Here is an 18,013-nt window from a genome sequence, read left to right on the forward strand (position 1 = left end):
TCTCACGCTATTGCGACCGCAAAACTGCAATCGCCCTTATTCTCTAAATTTATACCCAATGGATCTCAAGTTGTAGCTAGGCGGCTAGCGTGTGTATCCCCAGGAGCTTACTCAAGTAAGTGACTGGGGTGCACGCGTGCAGCCAACAACGCTACGGCTTGAAAGACGAGGGTCATCACGCTTGAGTGATGCGCTTATACACCACCGGCGTCGCCTCCGGCACCTTGTCGCTCAGCGTCATTGCGCTGCGCACCGCATCGGCCGCCAGTTGCCAGCTCTCTTCATCGTTGGCGTGGATCATCGCCAGCGGTTGCTGGGTATCCACCTTATCGCCCAGACGCGCTACCTCGGTCAGGCCAACGCTGTAATCGATGGCGTCGCTCGCCCGGCGGCGGCCGCCGCCCAGCGACACCACCGCCATACCCAGCGCGCGGGTATCCATGGCGCTGATGATGCCCGGCTTTTCAGCATACACCGGCTTGCTCAGCGTTGCCGCCGGCAGATAGCTATCATAACGTTCGACGAAGTCTATCGGCCCTTGCTGCGCCGCCACCATGCGGCCAAACACCTCAGCCGCTTTGCCGTTGTCCAGCACCGCCTGCAGCTTGGCGCGCGCATCGGCCTCGTCTTGCGCCAGGCCGCCGGACAGCAGCATCTCCACGCACAGCGCCAGCGTCACTTCCAGCAGGCGCGGGTTGCGGTATTCGCCGGTCAGGAAGCGCACCGCTTCGCGCACTTCCACCGCGTTGCCGGCGCTGGAAGCCAGCACCTGGTTCATGTCGGTCAGCAGCGCGGTGGTCTTGCAGCCCGCGCCGTTGGCCACGCCGACGATCGCCTGCGCCAAATCTTGCGACAGGGCATAGGTCGGCATAAAGGCGCCCGAGCCAACCTTCACGTCCATCACCAGCGCATCCAGCCCTTCCGCCAGTTTCTTGGCCAGAATGGAGGCGGTGATCAGCGGGATCGAATCCACGGTGGCGGTGATGTCGCGGGTGGCGTAAAAACGCTTGTCCGCCGGCGCCAGCGAGCTGGTCTGGCCGATGATCGCCACGCCGACGTCCTGAATGATTTTGCGGAAGGCGTTATCGTCCGGGAAAATATTGAAGCCCGGAATGGCTTCCAGTTTGTCCAGCGTGCCGCCGGTATGCCCCAGGCCGCGGCCGGAGATCATCGGCACATAGCCGCCGCAGGCCGCCACCATCGGGCCGAGCATCAGCGAGGTCACGTCGCCCACGCCGCCGGTCGAATGCTTGTCGACGATCGGGCCATTCAGCGCCAAACTCTTCCAGTCCAGCACGGTGCCGGAATCGCGCATCGCCATGGTGAGCGCCACGCGCTCCGGCATGCTCATGTCATGGAAATAAATGGTCATCGCCAGCGCGGCGATCTGCCCTTCCGACACCACGTTGTCGCGAATGCCGTTGATGAAAAAGCGGATTTCCGCTTCGCTTAACGGCTGGCCGTCGCGTTTCTTACGAATAATTTCTTGAGCCAGGAACAAGGCATCCCCCTGTGTCGCCGAGAGTCGGTGCAGACGGGCGCGCCTGGCGCCCGCCAACGAAATCGATCAGTAGCCGCCGCCGGCGGTCTGGGTCTGGTGGCCCAGCGCGGTCAGCAAGCTGGCCAGCAGGCTGGAAGCGCCAAAGCGGAAATGCCGCGCATCGGCCCACCCTTCGCCCAGAATACGATCGGCAAGTTGCAGATAATGCAGCGCGTCTTCCGCGGTGCGCACGCCGCCGGCCGGCTTGAAGCCCACCGTCTTCGCCACGCCCATATCGCGGATCACCGACATCATCAGCTCGGCGCTCTCCAGGGTGGCGTTGACCGGCACCTTGCCGGTGGAGGTCTTGATAAAGTCCGCCCCGGCCTTGATGGCGATCTCGGACGCCTTGCGGATCAAATCGGCCTGTTTCAGCTCACCGGTTTCGATGATCACTTTCAGCAGCACGTTGGCCGCCTGGCAAGCCTGCTTGCACTGTTTCACCAGCTCGAAGCCGACCTGTTCGTTGCCGGCGATCAGCGCGCGGTATGGGAACACCACGTCCACTTCATCCGCGCCATAGGCGATCGCCGCACGGGTTTCCGCCAGCGCGATGTCGATATCGTCATTGCCATGCGGGAAGTTGGTCACGGTGGCGATGCGGATGTCCGGCGTGCCTTGCTCGCGCAGCGCCTTACGCGCCACCGGGATAAAACGCGGGTAGATGCAGATGGCCGCCGTGTGGCCGGCCGGGCTGTTGGCCTGACGACAGAGCGCGATCACTTTCTCGTCGGTGTCATCATCATTCAGCGTGGTTAAATCCATCAAGTTCAGCGCACGTTGCGCTGCTGCGGTTAATTCGGTCATAAAACTCTCCAACTGAGTACCTGGGTGTTGGCGAGCGGACTTGGTTCCATGAAGATAGCGCTGGGGAACGGCGTTCCCGCGGCGGCAACTGAGATCCTTCTCACCGCACATGGCCACCCGCCTTGCGGCCGGCCAGTAATAGCTATTTGAACACGAATGCCGAAGGCGATTCGCGTTCATCGTCACACTATATGAAATAGCACTGTAACAGACCGGAATTATATGTGAAGAACATCACAAAATAACGCGATATCGTTCACAAATTCGCTAAAGAAGCGGCTGAAGATCGCGGATGCGGCAAGCACCCGCGTTGCTTAGAGTATAGGCGGAGTCCCGCGATCGGTCGCGCCGTCGCGGGCTCCGTGATGGCTTACAGCGCCAGGAAGAAGCCGGCGATGGTGGCACTCATCAAGTTGGACAGCGTACCCGCCGCCACGGCCTTCAGACCGAAGCGCGCGATGTCGTGGCGACGGTTGGGCGCCATGCTGCCCAGACCGCCCAGCAGGATCGCCACCGAGGAGAGGTTGGCGAAGCCGCACAACGCGAAGGAGATGATCGCCTTGGTGTGCGTCGACAGCACCTGCAGGCCTTCCGCCGCCACCACGTCGTCCGGGCGCAGATAGGCGCCGAAGTTCATGTAGGCGACGAACTCGTTGACGATGATCTTCTGCCCGATGAACGAACCGGCGGTCATCGCTTCGCTCCACGGCACGCCGATCAGGAAGGCGATCGGTGAGAACACCCAGCCGAGGATCAGCTCAAGCGACAGCTGAGGATAGTCGAACCAGCCGCCGATACCGCCGAGAATGCCGTTAAGCAAGGCGATCAGCGCGATAAACGCCAGCAGCATCGCACCGACGTTCAGCGCCAGCTGCATGCCGGAAGCCGCGCCGGAAGCCGCCGCATCGATCACGTTGGCCGGACGATCCTCTTCGGCGATTAGCTTCATCGCATCGTCTTTATCGTGGGTCTGCTCGGTTTCCGGCACCATCAGCTTGGCGAACAGCAGCCCGCCCGGCGCGGCCATGAAGGATGCGGCGATCAGGTATTCCAGCGGCACGCCCATCTGCGCGTACCCCGCCAACACCGAACCGGCTACCGAAGCCAGGCCGCCGCACATCACGGCGAACAGTTCTGACTGGCTCATGGTGGCGATATAGGGGCGCACCACCAGCGGCGCTTCGGTCTGGCCGACGAAAATGTTGGCGGTCGCCGACAGCGATTCGGTGCGCGAGGTGCCCAGCAGCTTGTGCAGGCCGCCGCCCAGCACGCGGATCACCAACTGCATGATGCCGAGGTAGTACAGCACCGCAATCAGCGAGGAGAAGAACACGATCACCGGCAGGACGCGCAGCGCGAACACGAAGCCGCCGCCGCCGAACACCTCGAACATCTTGTCGGACACCAGCCCGCCGAAAATGAACGAAATGCCCTGATTGCCGTAGGCGATAACGTTTGCCACGCCGTTAGACATACTGCCGAGGATGCTGCGGCCCAGCGGCACGTACAGCACCAGCGCGCCGATGCCGACCTGAATGATGAACGCCCACACGACGGTGCGCAATTTGATGGCCCGACGGTTGCTGGAGAGCAGCACCGCAATGGCGATCAGCACCGCCATACCGACCAGACTCATGATGAGTTGCATGCAAAGTTTCCCTGTTGCAAAAAATAAAATACATCCCTGCTCATGAAGAGAGGTCTGCTATTGGAGAGTTTCGGGGGGATTATACTGAGCGAGGTCACCCTCGCACCGATTTATGTCACAAATGTATACAACGAGACGCAAATGAAAATCTTATAACGTGACGCAGGTCACGTTATAAGCTCGTCAATCCGGCATGGCAAACAGTGACTGGGTATTGCGTTGCAGGTGAGCGGCGATCTCGTCGGCCGGTTCCGGCCGCAGCTCGCACAGCGTGTGAAACACCTCGGCGGCGCGCTCGGGGCGATTCGGCTGCCCCTGATAGCCGGCCAGCGGCATGTCCGGCGCATCCGTCTCCAGCAGCAGCGCCTCAAGCGGCAGCTGCGCCATCACGCCGCGCGTTTTCTGCGCCCGCTCATAGGTGATGGTGCCGCCCACACCGATGTAATAGCCGAGGCGGATAAACGCCTGCGCCTGCGACAGGCTGCCGGCGAAGCCGTGCACCACGCCGCGGCGCGGCAGTTGCATGCGCCGCAGCGCCGCGGCCAGCTGATCGTGGGTGCGGCGCGAGTGCAGGATCACCGGCAGGTCATGCTGTTTCGCCAGCCTCAGCTGGGCCAGCAGCACGCTTTGCTGGCGCTCGAACTGCGGGTTGTCCATATACAGATCGAGCCCAATCTCCCCCACCGCCACCAGCTTGCGCGGCCGTTCGGCCAACAGCGCCGCCAACTGCTCCAGCTGCGGCTCATGATGCTGCGCGATATACAGCGGGTGCAGCCCCAGCGCGGCGAACAGCGGCGCGTGATCCTGCGCCAGCCGCAGCACCCGCGCAAAGCGATCGGCAGTGACCGTCGGGACGATGATGCGCTGCACGCCGGCGCTTGCCGCCCGCGTCAGGCTTTCGGCCTCGTGTCCGGTAAAGGGTGGGAAATCGAAATGGCAGTGGGTGTCGGTAAAGGCGTAGCTCACAGCGCGCCCCCTTCACCCGGCGGCAGATCGCCCGGCAGAATGAGTTTCGGCGCCGCCACCGCAGCCTCCGGCTGCGCCGTGAGATCGGGCGACATGGCGATGTCGGTCACGATCGGCGAAGGCATTCTGACATTCTCGGGCTGGATCAGGCGGCGCGACAACGATTTTCGCACCTTGATGCCGTCCGGTTCCTGCTGCGCCATCCACTGGCCGACGGTGGCCAGGAAGTAGCGGCCGCAGCGGCGCCCCAGGTGATAATCCTGATTGAGCGCCCCCAGTCGGCTGCCCAGCGCATTGCTGGCCAGCGGCTTAGGCGGGAAGATCTCGAAGATGCGCAGCTTGCCCGGCGGCTTCTCGATAAAGCGCTGGATGCGGTGATAGCTTTGCTCATGATGCTGCAGGATGCGCACCATCTGCTGCAGGCTGCTGTCGCTCAGCCAATGCTCCATACGCTTCATCCACTGCGGGGTGTAGTACATTTGCGAAGGCACGGTGCGGATCACCACGATGGTGTCGGCGCCGCGGCGATAGGCCTCTTCCACCGGAATCGCATCGCTGATGCCGCCGTCCTGATAGCTGACGCCGTCCAACTCCACGCCCTGACGGTAGAAGCCGGGAATGGCGCTGGACGCCTTGATGGCCGGCAGCCAGCGTTCGCGCTGCGCCGGCAGATAGGCCGGTTCGAAATCGTCGCTGCGGCAGGCGCACAGCAAGAATTCGCGCCCGTCGGTAAAGTGCTGTTCCGCCACGTCCATCGCCAGCGGCATCTGCGCCGCCGCCGTATCAACCAGCCAATCGAGATCGATCAGATGCCCGCCGCGCACGAAGCGCAGCGGATTGAAGAACTGTGCCGAAGTGGTGTAACGGGTGATCACCCGGCGCGCGTAGCCCATCTGCCCGCAGATATAGGCAGACAGATTCTGAGCGCCGGCCGATGTGCCGATCAGCAGATCGAAAGGGTTAAAGCCCGCGCGCTGAAACTCGTCCAGCACGCCGGCGGTGAAAATGCCGCGCTGGCCGCCGCCTTCGCAGACCAGCGCCATCTTGCCTGGCCGAAAGGGTTTAGACGCCAGCGGTTCTATATTGCCGAGCGTGATGGGTATTCTGTATCCCAACTTGGCATCCTCAGTGAGACGTTTTCTCCGAGGATACCGCGTCTCGCTCTCTTCCGTAATCCTCTTGCAGTACACCGGCGAGGAAATCGTTGCTGCCGGCCAGCCAGGCGCAATCGCTGCCGGACCATTCGGCCCACGCCTGCCATACCTGGCCTTTCAGCTGTTTCCAGCGCCCAACGATGATGTCGCTGTTCATGGCCGGCCCTCCCCGAGGTGAGAAAAGGAATTAAGCTTTGTTACAGTTTACGGGAAAATGCCGGCCGGCTAAGGGCGCCGACGGCCGGTGAACAGGCTGACCAGGAACAGGATGATGCCGACAACGAACACCACCTTGGCGGCCCAGGCGGCGGTGCCCGCCAGCGAACCGAATCCCAGTGCCGCAGCGATAAGCGCGATGACTAAAAAGATAATGCCCCAACGAAACATAAGCTTCTCCTTACCATTGTGAAAAAATTCTCTGCTGTCTGCCGCCCCGACAACGGGACGTCGACGGCAAATCAGTTTCTTTTTTTGGTGGTACATGTCGGGCCGCCTTCACGGCCCGACAGATGCGGCTTGTTGTTACTTGTTACGGGCGCCTGGCGGGATTACGGCTTGACCACCAGGTCGTTTTTCACGCTTTTCACGCCGTCGATGGCCTTGGCGATGCTTTCGGCACGCTCAGACTGCGCCTGCGTTTTCACCTCACCGGAAAGCTGCACCACGCCATCGGTGGTTTCCACTTTCACATTGCGCGACGGCACGATGTCATCGGCCAGCAGCTTGGCTTTCAGCTCGCTGGTGGTGGCGGTGTCGCCGGCATACGATTTGATCGACTGGTTGGCTTCGTCCTTCACGTGCAGCTTGTCGCTAACGGTCTTGACGCCTTCCACCTTACCGGCAACCGCGACCGCATGTTCCGCCTGCGCCTGGCTGTCGACAAAGCCGCTCAGGATCACGGCGCCTTTTTCGGTTTTCACCGAAATGTCAGCGCTTTTGATGGTCTTATCTTCCACCAACGCACTTTTAACTTTAGCCGTTATCGCGCTGTCATCCATGTAACCGTCAACTTTTTTCATGGAGCTATCGATTTTGGCACCGGCACTATCCGCGGCGTTAGACGCCTTGTTTAACAGGCTGTCTTCGGCCAGCGCAGTGCCGCTCACCAAAGCAGAACCCAAAACAACAGCCATCAGCGAGTGTGCAAATTTGGTCTTTTTCATCGATCTCTTCCTTTTGTTGGGGGCCCGCAGCGCCAAAGCGCCGGAACCCTTCAGCCGCCTTCACGCGGCCTCTCGGTAAATACTTCATCATCGCTATACGATTAAGCGTTCACGACAGGAGTATTGCAACGGCCGTGCCAATCCAATAAATACCTTATTTATCAAAGAGAAAAATTCTTCAGTTGGATTTTTAATCAACAAACTGTCGTCTATTGACGACAGATTAAGCCACACAAAACTGAAATATTCCTATCTCATTGATATTTAAAGATACTGACTGTCTCCTATCGGCAACACATCAGAATAACTCACCAAACAAGCAACGTATTGCAGTGATTTACTCTCAAGCAATGTGCGAACATCCTGTTAAAGATAGACCATGCGGCGGAAAACGCAGGCCAATCGCGTCTCGCCTTGGCGATGTCGATTCGCAGGGTAAAATATGAGGAAGTTTTATTAATTAGCGGAGTGAGAATACGGGGAGCTGGCAGGGCGCACCGGGCGCCCTGCCGATTGATCAGTGTTCGCGGGTTTTGCGGAAGGTCACGTCAGGATAGCGTTCCTGCGTCAGGTTGAGGTTCACCATGGTCGGCGCGATGTAGGACAGGTTGTCCCCACCGTCCAGCGCCAGGTTGATCTCGTTCTTGCGCTTGAACTCTTCGAACTTCTTCACGTCGTCGCACTCAACCCAGCGCGCCGTCGACACGTTGACCGACTCATACAGCGCTTCCACGTTGTACTCGCTCTTCAAACGCGCCACGACCACGTCGAACTGCAGCACGCCGACCGCACCGACGATCAGATCGTTGTTGGCGATCGGGCGGAACACCTGCACCGCGCCCTCTTCGGACAACTGCACCAACCCCTTCAACAGCTGTTTCTGCTTCAGCGGATCACGCAGGCGGATGCGGCGGAACAGTTCCGGCGCGAAGTTCGGGATGCCGGTGAACTTCATGTCTTCACCCTGGGTGAAGGTATCGCCGATCTGAATGGTGCCATGGTTGTGCAGACCGATGATGTCGCCCGGGTAGGCTTCTTCCACGTGCGAACGGTCGCCGGCCATAAAGGTCAGCGCGTCGGAGATCACCACGTCTTTGCCGGTGCGCACCTGGCGCAGCTTCATGCCCTTCTCATAACGGCCGGAAACCACGCGCATAAAGGCCACGCGGTCGCGGTGCTTCGGATCCATGTTGGCCTGGATCTTGAACACAAAGCCGGTGAATTTCTCTTCCGCCGCCGTCACTTCGCGGGTGTCGGTTTTGCGCGGCATCGGCGCCGGCGCCCAGGCCACCAGGCCGTCCAGCATATGATCCACGCCGAAGTTGCCGAGTGCGGTACCGAAGAACACCGGCGTCAGCTCGCCGCTCAGGAAAGCCTCCTGATCGAACTCGTGAGAAGCGCCCTGCACCAATTCCAGCTCATCGCGCAGCTGCGCCGCCAGATCTTCGCCCACCGCCGCATCCAGCTCAGGGTTGTTCAGGCCCTTGACGATGCGCACTTCCTGAATGGTGTGGCCTTTACCGGTCTGGTACAGGTAGGTTTCATCCTTGTACAGGTGGTAAACGCCCTTGAACAGCTTGCCGCAGCCGATCGGCCAGGTGATGGGCGAACAGGCGATCTTCAGTTCGCGTTCGACTTCATCCATCACCTCCATCGGATCGCGGATGTCGCGGTCCAGCTTGTTCATGAAGGTCAGGATCGGCGTGTCGCGCAGGCGGGTGACTTCCATCAGCTTGCGGGTGCGATCCTCAACGCCCTTGGCGGCGTCGATCACCATCAGACAGCAGTCGACCGCGGTCAGGGTGCGATACGTATCTTCGGAGAAGTCTTCGTGCCCCGGGGTGTCCAGCAGGTTGACCAGGCTGTCGCGATACGGGAACTGCATCACCGAGGTGGTGATCGAGATCCCACGCTGCTTTTCCATTTCCATCCAGTCGGATTTGGCGTGCTGGCTGGAGCCGCGGCCTTTTACCGTACCGGCGGTCTGGATCGCCTGTCCGAACAGCAGCACTTTTTCGGTAATGGTGGTTTTACCGGCATCGGGGTGCGAGATGATGGCGAAAGTTCTTCTTTTGGAGACTTCGCGGGCAAATTCACTAGGAGACATGGTTTTCAGGTTCTACGGTTAGTCCGCCCTGCGACATCATCAGAACGCGCCGATCGCGGCGCCGGGCAAAGCGGTGAATAAAAGATAACAGCCGGGCATTTTCGCCGATTTGCCAACCGGTGACAATCAATGCTTTTTCCGACCGGGCTGATTACCCCAGCGGCAGCGCCATCACGATCGCGTCTTCGCGGCCGTGGGCGCTCGGGTAATAATTGCGGCGCACGGTGACTTCGTTGAAACCGAGATCTTCATACAGCGCGATCGCCGCCTGGTTGGAGGCGCGGACTTCCAGCCACAGCGTGACCACGCCGCGGCTCTCCAGCTGTTCGATCAACGCGTTGAGCAGCAGGCGGCCAAAGCCCCGGCGCTGGTACTGCGGATGAATGGCGATGTTGAACAGCGTGGCTTCGTCCAGCACGATCTGCGTGATGGCGAATCCCGCCATCTCCCCGTCGGCGCTCAGCTTCAGGTTAAGGTAGCGATCGCCCTGATTGCTGGCGAAGGTGGTTTCCGTCCAGGGGAAAGCGTGGCTGGCTTGCTCAATGGTGAAGGCCGTGGCCAGGTCGGCCGCCGTCAGGGTAGAAATCGTGTTCATGATGACAAATCTGCTGCCAGAGGGCGCGTTTGGCCCCCGCGTCTTGAGAAAGCTCGGCCAGCGCCGGGCTGTGTAGCTGCGCGCCGGCGACCGCGAGCGGCTCCGCTACGCCCAGCCGCCAACTGTTGCATGCGGTCTCTGCAGGCAGCATCGCCACCTGTTCCGGCGTCAGGCTGTAAGTTTGCGCCGGCGTCAGCCCCAGGCTGCGCAGCACGTCGCAAAACAGCGGATCGTCGGGCGCCGGCAGCGTCTGCGCCACCACCAGCAGGCGCGTCTCGGGCGGCAGACTGACCGCCACTTCGCCCTGCAACACGCCCGGGCGGCGCAATGTCCACTGCGTAATACCCAGTTGTTGTAACAGCCAGTCGCGTTTTGATGCCATGCCGATTCCTACCCGTTGTGGTGCGCCATGCCTGCCATGCGCCGCGCTATGCTAACAAACCCGCGCAGCCCGCGCCAACAAACCCGTCGAACATATCGCCACAAAGCTCTATAATCCCCGGTCTCATTTCCAGGAGCCAATATCTGATGTCTGCATTAACCCCCGCCAGTGAAGTCATGCTGCGCCACAGTGATGAATTTATCGAACGCCGCGTGCTGTTTGCCGGCGACCTGCAGGACAGCCTGCCGGCCCAATTCGAGGCCGCGGACGTGCGCGTCCACACTCAGCATTACCATCACTGGCAGTTACTGAACCGGACGATGGGCGATAACGTGCAGTTCGGTTTGACCGTCGATCCCGCTTTCGTCGCCGACTGCGACACGCTGGTTTACTACTGGCCGAAGAGCAAGCAGGAGGCGCAATTCCAACTGTGCAACCTCCTGGCGCTGCTGCCGGTGGGCGTGGACGTGTTCGTGGTCGGTGAAAACCGCAGCGGCGTGCGCAGCGCCGAGCCAACGCTGGAAGGCCACGTTGCGCTGGTGAAAATCGACAGCGCGCGCCGCTGCGGCCTGTATCACGGCCGCCTGGACGCGCAGACCGAGTTCGACCTGAACGACTGGTGGGACAGCTATCAGCTGCACGATCTGGAAGTGAAAACGCTGCCGGGCGTGTTCAGCCGCGACGGCCTGGACGTCGGCAGCTCGCTGCTGCTGTCGACGCTGGAAAAACACATGAAAGGCAAGGTGCTGGACATCGGCTGCGGCGCCGGCGTGATGGCCTCGGTGATGGCCAAGCTGTCGCCGAAGGTGAAACTGACCCTCAGCGACGTCAATGCCGCCGCGGTGGAGTCCAGCCGCGCGACGCTGGCCGCCAACGGCATCGAAGGCGAAGTGATCGTCAGCAACGTTTACTCCGATATCACCGGCCGTTTCGACATGATCATCTCCAACCCGCCGTTCCACGACGGGCTGCAGACCAGCCTGACCGCCGCCGAAACCCTGATCCGCGGCGCGGTGAAGCACCTGCCGATCGGCGGCCAGCTGCGCATCGTCGCCAACGCCTTCCTGCCCTACCCGGACATTCTGGACGCCACCTTCGGCAGCCACGAAGTGCTGGCGCAAAACGGCCGCTTCAAGGTGTACCAGGCGACCGTCGGCCGTCCGCCGCGCGCGCCGAAGAAGAAATAATTCGCCGTTGGCGGAAAACGACAGAGCGCGGCCTGCAGGCCGCGCTTTTTTTTAACCGTTGATGTAGGTCATCGACTCCGCGCCGTAGCGATCGCCGGCCGCCGCGCTCAGCGGAAACACCGCTTCTATCGCCGCCAGTTCAGCCGCGCTCAGCGCGATCTCCGCCGCAGCGACGTTCTCTTCCAGATAGCGACGGCGTTTGGTGCCGGGGATCGGCACAATGTGTTCGCCCTGCGCCAATACCCAGGTCAGCGCCAGCTGTGAAGGTTTGACGCCCTTCTGCGCCGCCAGCTCGCTCACCTTCTCCACCAGCGCCAGGTTGCGGGCGAAGTTTTCCCCCTGGAAGCGCGGGTTGCCACGGCGGAAATCGTCCTCGGCCAGATCCTCCGGCCGCCGGATAGCGCCGGTGAGGAAACCGCGTCCTAACGGGCTGTAGGGCACAAAGCCGATGCCCAGGCGCTCGCAGGCCGCCAGTACGCCCTGCTCGGCGTCGCGCGTCCACAGCGAATACTCGGTCTGCAGCGCGGTGATCGGATGTACCTTGTGCGCCCGCTCCAGCGTGGCGACCGACGCCTCGCTCAGGCCGATGTGGCGGATCTTGCCTTCGCGGATCAGATCCGCCATCGTGCCCACGACGTCCTCGATCGGCACTTGCGGATCGACCCGGTGCTGATAATAGAGATCGATCTCCTCCACGCCCAAGCGCCGCAGGCTGCCTTCCACCGAGCGCCGGATATACTCGGGCCGGCTGCTGACGCCGCGCGCCGACGGATCCGCCGGATCGCGCAGAATGCCGAACTTGGTGGCCAGGAACACCTGTTGCCGCTTGCCCTTGATCGCCTCCCCCACCAGCTCTTCGTTGGTGTGCGGCCCGTACATGTCGGCGGTGTCGAGCAGCGTGACGCCCAACTCCAGCGCCCGGTGCAGCGTGGCGATGGCTTCCTGCCGATCGGCGCCGGTGGAGTAGAAGTCGCTCATGCCCATGCACCCCAGCCCCAGGGCGGAGACGACGGGACCGTTGGAACCGAGTTTACGTTGTTGCATTGTGCTGCCCTCATGCGGTGAATGGATAACGCAGCAAAGTCTGGTTGTTTACGCGACAAAGATAAATAATGCAGATTGCACATCACTGTTCAAAAATCACCAACAATCCGGAGTGGACATGGATCAGGTTCAAGCCATGCGCATTTTTACCCGCATCGTCGAACTGGGCAGCTTCAGTCGGGCGGCCGAACGCCTGCAGCTGCCGCGCGCCACGGTCAGCAACGCGTTGAAACGGCTGGAACAACGGCTGGGCGTGCGCCTGCTGATCCGCACCACCCGCCAGGTGCAGGTGACCAGTGAAGGCAGCCTCTACTATCAACGCTGCGTGCAGTTGCTGGGGGCGCTGGAGGAGGCGGACTCGCTGTTCAGTCACCATAAGCTGCAGCCGTCCGGCAAGGTGCGCATCGATATGCCCCATTCGCTGGCGCGCCAGATCGTCATTCCGGCGTTGGACGACTTTTACCGGCGTTATCCCGACATCACCCTGGCACTGGGCGCCAACGACACCCACGTCGATCTGTTGCGCGAAGGCGTGGACTGCGTGCTGCGCGCCTGGGAAACCGAAGACGACAGTCTGGTAGCGCGGCGCATCGCCCAGCTGCCGCAGGTCACCTGCGCTTCCCCCGCTTATCTGCAGGCCCACGGCACGCCGCTCGACATCGATCGCCTGGGGCCGCATCGCGCGGTGGGGTATTTTTCCCTGGCCAACAACCGCGATTACCCGCTGGAATTCTGCCGCGGCGGCAAGCTGGAACTGCGCGAGCTGCCCGCGCGGCTCAGCGTCAGCGGCGCCGACGCCTACATCGCCGGCGCGCGGGCCGGCATGGGATTGATTCAGGCGGCGCGCTATTCGCTTGCCCCCTGGCTGGAACAGGGCGAACTGGTGGAAGTGCTGGCGGACACGCCGCCCCCGCCGATGCCGATTTACATCATGTATCCACCCGGCCGTTTCCTGGCGCCACGGGTCAGGGTGTTGATTGATTGGCTGATTTGGCTGTTTGACCAGCAGAAAAGCGGCGATATGGCTGTTTTTCCAGCAAACGCCCGCAAAGCGGGGAAATAACTGTTGACGTGCCCGCCAAAATCTCTAGAATTCGCCTCCGTGGTAACGTTACTCCGGTAATGTTTCTGGTACGCGAAGGTGGCGGAATTGGTAGACGCGCTAGCTTCAGGTGTTAGTGTCCTTACGGACGTGAGGGTTCAAGTCCCTCTCTTCGCACCAAATAACCACATGATTTATATTGCACTCAGCATCGATGCGAAGGTGGCGGAATTGGTAGACGCGCTAGCTTCAGGTGTTAGTGTTCTTACGGACGTGAGGGTTCAAGTCCCTCTCTTCGCACCAAGCTGGCGACGTAATATAAATCAAAGCAACAACATCGACTGTGCGAAGGTGGCGGAATTGGTAGACGCGCTAGCTTCAGGTGTTAGTGTCCTTACGGACGTGAGGGTTCAAGTCCCTCTCTTCGCACCAATTGATGATCTCTCCGGCGGTTCCTTCGAAAAAATCCCAACGCATTGATGATAAACACGCTTAAGCGTGGTTTTGCCGTTTCTGGCGTTTCACCCAAAGCTGAAGTTGAGGCTGACTGCCGCCAGGCCGCCCGCCAGCGCCATGCAGGAAGGCAACAGCAGATAGTGGCGCAGCCGGCTGTTGAACAGCATCACCAGCGTGGCCAACATCGCTATCACGATCAGGGTGCGCAACTGCAGCATATCCAGGTTGATCAGGGCCAGCAGCGGCATCAAAGCACAAGGCAGCAAAACGCCCCAGGCGCTGGCCAGGCGATCCCCGAGGCACCAACTGACGCCCCACAGCCCGCACGCGGCAATCATGGCAGTGAGCATGACAACCTCCTTAAGTGATAATGATAACCAATATCATATAACACTTTTTTGGCCGCCGCATCATTTTCACTGCGCTGACCAAACTCAGATGACACCAGCAGGAAAAAATGATAATTTGACATAAGAAAATTCCTAGTCCTGTTTGCATGATAATAATCACAACCCTCAACCATGCAATTAAAGTGGATATTCGCGCCAAGGGAATGCTTCTCAACCTTAATTATTCGACAGAACGACTTTGCAAAGAGTGACCTCCGTATGAACGCCCGTTCTTATCAGGAATTACTGAACAGCAAGCAGCGCCTGGCATTATTTCTTTTTCTGATAATGAATGCCGCCTCTTCCGTATTTACATTATTGTTCCCTTTTAGGGATACGCCCGCATTTACCCTACCTTTATTATGTATACCGCTATTTTGTCTGGTAGCAGCGCTATTTTCTCTGCAAACGCCACGTAAATATTTGTGCAAACTCAATCTGTTCGCCAGCGTGCTCGGCCTGCTCTGGGCCGCACATATTTACGTTAAAAGTCAATATTGCCTACCGAATAACCAAGATTTTTTATTAATTAGTTTGTTTAGCATCTTTTTTATCAGCGCTATTTCTCTGACGGATAACTTTACCGCCTTTTGTTTACACGCCGTACCTTCCGCAATGATGATCCTGGCTTTAGACGGTATGCATAATACCCTGCGGATATTATTCACCACGCTATTACCTATTATCGCTTTCTCCATTCATCACCTGATGTTGAAACGCAGTGAAATCTTTACCCACGCGCTGGTGGCCAACCTGTATAACGAGCGGGACAAATTCAATAATTTGAGCATGCTTGATCCCCTGACCGGCCTTTATAACCGTCGAGGGCTGGAGAATAAGATCACTATGCTGCTGGAACCGCAAACCGGCCGCCACTACGTGCTGCTGCTGGATATCGACCACTTCAAGGTCTACAACGACAGCTACGGCCACGCCATGGGCGACCGGGCGCTGGTGCAGGTGGCGATCGCCATCCGCGATGCGGTGCGTTCGCGCGACATCGTGGTGCGCTACGGTGGGGAAGAGTTTTTGGTGCTGTTGACCAACGTGCACGAAGGCTATGCGGCGCAGCTGGCCGAACGGGTGCGTCAACGCGTGGCGGAACTGAATATCCCGCACGGCGCCAGCCCGCAGCACAGCGGCACGCTGACGCTCAGCGCGGGCATCTCGGCATTGGAAAGGCTGGACGTCGAGTCAGCGATCGGCGCGGCCGACGCCGCGCTCTATCTGGCGAAGCACAGCGGCCGCAACAATATTCAGCTGGCGCAAAACGTCGAGCCCGCTCTGCTGCAACCGCAGGAATTGACACACTAGGCGCTTTCCCAAATCGCCTTGCCCTGCCAGCGCCGTTCGATCGCCGCCAGGAACAGTTTCACCTTGGGGGAGAGATGGCGCCGGCTGGGATAGACGGCGCAGATCGGCGGCCCAGGGCGACAATAGCGTTCCAGCACCGGCACCAGCGTGCCGGCCGCAATCTGCTCGCCGACCAGAAATGCCCCCACCTGACACAGACCGGCCCCGGCGACGGCGGCATCCCGCAAGGCCTCGACGTTGTTGAAACGCATCCGGCCGCGCACCGGCTGTTCGTGCAGTTGACCGTTAACCCGATAGCGCCAGGGCGCCGGCAGCCCCTGATGGCTGAAGACCAGTGTCTCGTGATCGCCCAACGCCTCCGGTTTCGCAGGCGCGCCGTGCCGCGCCAGATAATCCGGCGCCGCGCAGGTGATCAGGCGATGCGGCGCGAGCACCCGCCGCACCAGTCGGCTGTCGTCGCTGCCGCCGACGCGGATCGCCACGTCGATGCCGTCGCGCACCAAATCGCTGTAATCGTCGGAAAAGCTGACGTCGGCGTCCACCTCCGGCCACTGAGTCAAAAACTCCCGCAAAATCGGCAAAATGTGCAACCGCCCCAGCGAGACCGGCACATCCAGCCGCAGCCGCCCGCGCGGGGTTTGCCGCCGCGTATTGAGCGCCGTTTCCGCCTCTTCGGCCTGCGACAGGATGCGCTGCGCATACTCGTAAAACACCGCGCCGTCTTCGGTCAGGCTGACGCTGCGCGTGGTGCGCTGCAGCAGCCGGGTCGCCAATCGCTCCTCCAATCGGGTCACGCATTTGCCCGCCGCCGATCGGGAGATGCCCAGCCTCTCGGCCGCCAGCGTGAAGCTGCAGGCATCGGCGACGCGGATGAACACCAGCAGGTCGGTCAGGTTATCCAACGGCATAGACGGTAAATTAGCCACGATTCGTCCCCAATGTTGCGCATTCATGCCAGTTTATCAGCCATTTTGGCGCGGATACACTGAGGTTCTTCATCTGTTGGGAGGATCCTTATGAGTGCCTTACACGCCGGCGGCGGCGCAAAGTCTTGGCTGGCGACCTTCGCCATCGGCCTGTCCACCTTTGCCGTCGTCACGGCAGAAATGCTGCCCGTCGGGCTGCTGACCCCGATCGTCAATACTCTGAACGCGACGATCGGCCGCGCCGGGCTGCTGATTTCCCTGCCGGCCCTGTTCGCCGCGCTGTTTGCCCCGCTGGTGGTGCTGGGCGCCCGGCGCACGGATCGCCGCAGCCTGCTGGCGGGCTTTCTGCTGCTGCTGATCGCCGCCAACCTGCTGTCCGCCGCCGCCACCTCCCTGGCGCTGCTGTTCGCCGCGCGCATCCTGCTGGGTTTTTGCATCGGCGGTATCTGGGCCATCGCCGGCGGGTTGGCGGAACGTCTGGTGCCGCCGGCCTCCGTCGGATTGGCGCTGTCCGTCATCTTCGGCGGCGTAGCGGCGGCCTCGGTGTTCGGCGTGCCGCTCGGGGTATTCCTCGGCGAAACGCTGGGCTGGCGCATGGCGTTTCTGGCGGTCGCCGTTCTGGCGGCGCTGACCCTGCTCTTGCTGGTGTGCGTGCTGCCGCCGCTGCCGGTCACGCAGGCGATAAGCTGGCGGTCGTTCACCGCGCAGCGCGCGAATCGCCGGCTGCTGACCGGGCTGCTGCTGACGTTTCTGCTGGTCGCCGGCCACTTTATGGCTTACACCTTTGTCCGCCCGCTGTTGCAGACGGTCGCCGGCATCGAGAGCCGCTGGGTGGGGCCGCTGCTGTTCGCCTACGGCGTCGCCGGCATCTTCGGGAATTTCATCGCCGGCCAGGCCGCCGCCAAACGGCTGCGCCGCACCCTGGCGCTGATCGCCCTCGGGCTGGCGCTCGCCGTCCTGCTGCTGCCGCTGCTGGGCCACGCGCCGCTGAGCGGCGGCGCCTTCCTCCTGCTGTGGGGCATCGCCTACGGCGGCGTTTCCGTTGCGTTGATGGCGTGGATGCTCAAGGCGGCGCCCAACGCGGTCGAGGTCGCCTCTTCGCTGTATATCGCGCTGTTTAATCTGGCGATTTCCTGCGGTTCGCTGGCGGGCGGGCTGGTGGTGGACGCCGGAGGCCTGACGATAAACGGCATGCTGTCCGGCATGGTGCTGCTGCTGGCGTTGGCGATCCTGATGCGAACCCGCCCGCAGGCGCTGACAACGGCGGCGAAGGCCGATTCGCCGCCGGGTTGA

18 protein-coding genes and 3 tRNA genes are annotated in these 18,013 nt (G+C 61.1%); 7 read left to right on the forward strand and 14 right to left on the reverse strand.

Annotation, left to right across the window (positions count from 1 at the left end):
* Positions 1 to 175: 175 nt before the first annotated feature.
* From deoA to ACP39K_RS14565, 11 genes are all read right to left on the reverse strand, one after another.
* A complete protein-coding gene (deoA, locus tag ACP39K_RS14515; protein ID WP_033641216.1) occupies positions 176 to 1,501 on the reverse strand; it encodes a thymidine phosphorylase in 1,326 nt (441 codons plus the stop codon).
* Between the two features lie 66 nt (positions 1,502 to 1,567).
* The gene (gene deoC, locus ACP39K_RS14520) at positions 1,568 to 2,347 is read right to left on the reverse strand and encodes a deoxyribose-phosphate aldolase (protein ID WP_016929165.1); all 780 of its coding nucleotides are present in this window, start codon (positions 2,345 to 2,347) and stop codon (positions 1,568 to 1,570) included.
* Between the two features lie 370 nt (positions 2,348 to 2,717).
* Positions 2,718 to 3,995: a NupC/NupG family nucleoside CNT transporter gene (locus tag ACP39K_RS14525; protein ID WP_004933076.1), complete on the reverse strand. Its 1,278-nt coding sequence runs from the start codon at positions 3,993 to 3,995 to the stop codon at positions 2,718 to 2,720.
* A 183-nt stretch (positions 3,996 to 4,178) separates the two neighbouring features.
* Positions 4,179 to 4,961: a metal-dependent hydrolase gene (locus tag ACP39K_RS14530; protein ID WP_004933080.1), complete on the reverse strand. Its 783-nt coding sequence runs from the start codon at positions 4,959 to 4,961 to the stop codon at positions 4,179 to 4,181.
* Entirely contained in the window at positions 4,958 to 6,076 is a 1,119-nt protein-coding gene (locus tag ACP39K_RS14535; RefSeq protein ID WP_048796557.1) for a patatin-like phospholipase family protein, read from the reverse strand. Before ACP39K_RS14535 ends, ACP39K_RS14530 begins: the two co-directional genes overlap by 4 nt.
* A gap of 10 nt (positions 6,077 to 6,086) precedes the next feature.
* Positions 6,087 to 6,272: a CsbD family protein gene (locus ACP39K_RS14540; RefSeq protein ID WP_025305210.1), complete on the reverse strand. Its 186-nt coding sequence runs from the start codon at positions 6,270 to 6,272 to the stop codon at positions 6,087 to 6,089.
* Positions 6,273 to 6,340: 68 nt separating this feature from the next.
* Positions 6,341 to 6,502, reverse strand: a complete 162-nt coding sequence (locus tag ACP39K_RS14545; protein WP_004933089.1) for a DUF1328 domain-containing protein — start codon at positions 6,500 to 6,502, stop codon at positions 6,341 to 6,343.
* A 161-nt stretch (positions 6,503 to 6,663) separates the two neighbouring features.
* The gene (gene osmY, locus ACP39K_RS14550) at positions 6,664 to 7,278 is read right to left on the reverse strand and encodes a molecular chaperone OsmY (RefSeq protein ID WP_497008603.1); all 615 of its coding nucleotides are present in this window, start codon (positions 7,276 to 7,278) and stop codon (positions 6,664 to 6,666) included.
* A gap of 517 nt (positions 7,279 to 7,795) precedes the next feature.
* On the reverse strand, positions 7,796 to 9,385 hold the full coding sequence (gene prfC, locus ACP39K_RS14555; protein ID WP_004933094.1) for a peptide chain release factor 3: 1,590 nt from the start codon (positions 9,383 to 9,385) through the stop codon (positions 7,796 to 7,798).
* A gap of 151 nt (positions 9,386 to 9,536) precedes the next feature.
* Positions 9,537 to 9,980, reverse strand: a complete 444-nt coding sequence (rimI, locus tag ACP39K_RS14560; RefSeq protein WP_497008604.1) for a ribosomal protein S18-alanine N-acetyltransferase — start codon at positions 9,978 to 9,980, stop codon at positions 9,537 to 9,539.
* Positions 9,925 to 10,362, reverse strand: a complete 438-nt coding sequence (locus ACP39K_RS14565; protein ID WP_016929171.1) for a DNA polymerase III subunit psi — start codon at positions 10,360 to 10,362, stop codon at positions 9,925 to 9,927. The genes rimI and ACP39K_RS14565 overlap by 56 nt, the downstream gene beginning before the upstream one ends.
* A 146-nt stretch (positions 10,363 to 10,508) precedes the next feature.
* On the opposite strand from ACP39K_RS14565, the gene rsmC reads away from it, so the two are divergent.
* Complete coding sequence (gene rsmC / locus ACP39K_RS14570) at positions 10,509 to 11,549, forward strand: 16S rRNA (guanine(1207)-N(2))-methyltransferase RsmC (RefSeq protein ID WP_049241930.1); 1,041 nt, start codon at positions 10,509 to 10,511, stop codon at positions 11,547 to 11,549.
* A 51-nt stretch (positions 11,550 to 11,600) separates the two neighbouring features.
* On the opposite strand, the gene ACP39K_RS14575 is transcribed toward rsmC, so the two are convergent.
* Positions 11,601 to 12,593, reverse strand: coding sequence for an aldo/keto reductase (locus ACP39K_RS14575; RefSeq protein ID WP_497008605.1), 993 nt, complete (start codon positions 12,591 to 12,593; stop codon positions 11,601 to 11,603).
* 118 nt (positions 12,594 to 12,711) lie between these two features.
* Between ACP39K_RS14575 and ACP39K_RS14580 the strand changes: the two genes are divergently transcribed.
* The 4 genes from ACP39K_RS14580 (at position 12,712) to ACP39K_RS14595 (ending at position 14,067) form a co-directional block, all read left to right on the forward strand.
* Positions 12,712 to 13,656 (forward strand): LysR family transcriptional regulator, encoded by a 945-nt coding sequence (locus ACP39K_RS14580; RefSeq protein WP_497008606.1) that lies wholly within the window; start codon positions 12,712 to 12,714, stop codon positions 13,654 to 13,656.
* 72 nt (positions 13,657 to 13,728) lie between these two features.
* Positions 13,729 to 13,815, forward strand: a tRNA-Leu gene (locus tag ACP39K_RS14585).
* Positions 13,816 to 13,851: 36 nt separating this feature from the next.
* Positions 13,852 to 13,938: transfer RNA gene (locus ACP39K_RS14590), tRNA-Leu, on the forward strand.
* Between the two features lie 42 nt (positions 13,939 to 13,980).
* Positions 13,981 to 14,067 (forward strand) — tRNA-Leu (locus ACP39K_RS14595).
* Between the two features lie 89 nt (positions 14,068 to 14,156).
* Here ACP39K_RS14595 and ACP39K_RS14600 read toward each other — a convergent pair.
* The gene (locus ACP39K_RS14600; RefSeq protein ID WP_004933115.1) at positions 14,157 to 14,441 is read right to left on the reverse strand and encodes a DUF1435 domain-containing protein; all 285 of its coding nucleotides are present in this window, start codon (positions 14,439 to 14,441) and stop codon (positions 14,157 to 14,159) included.
* 258 nt (positions 14,442 to 14,699) lie between these two features.
* Between ACP39K_RS14600 and ACP39K_RS14605 the strand changes: the two genes are divergently transcribed.
* Positions 14,700 to 15,794 (forward strand): GGDEF domain-containing protein, encoded by a 1,095-nt coding sequence (locus ACP39K_RS14605; protein WP_033638787.1) that lies wholly within the window; start codon positions 14,700 to 14,702, stop codon positions 15,792 to 15,794.
* Here ACP39K_RS14605 and ACP39K_RS14610 read toward each other — a convergent pair.
* Complete coding sequence (locus ACP39K_RS14610; protein ID WP_048326046.1) at positions 15,791 to 16,702, reverse strand: LysR family transcriptional regulator; 912 nt, start codon at positions 16,700 to 16,702, stop codon at positions 15,791 to 15,793. The genes ACP39K_RS14605 and ACP39K_RS14610 overlap by 4 nt on opposite strands.
* A 108-nt stretch (positions 16,703 to 16,810) precedes the next feature.
* Here ACP39K_RS14610 and ACP39K_RS14615 point away from each other — a divergent pair, with 108 nt between their 5' ends.
* Entirely contained in the window at positions 16,811 to 18,013 is a 1,203-nt protein-coding gene (locus ACP39K_RS14615; protein WP_497008607.1) for an MFS transporter, read from the forward strand.

It is taken from the genome of Serratia sp. EC4 (assembly GCF_059652115.1).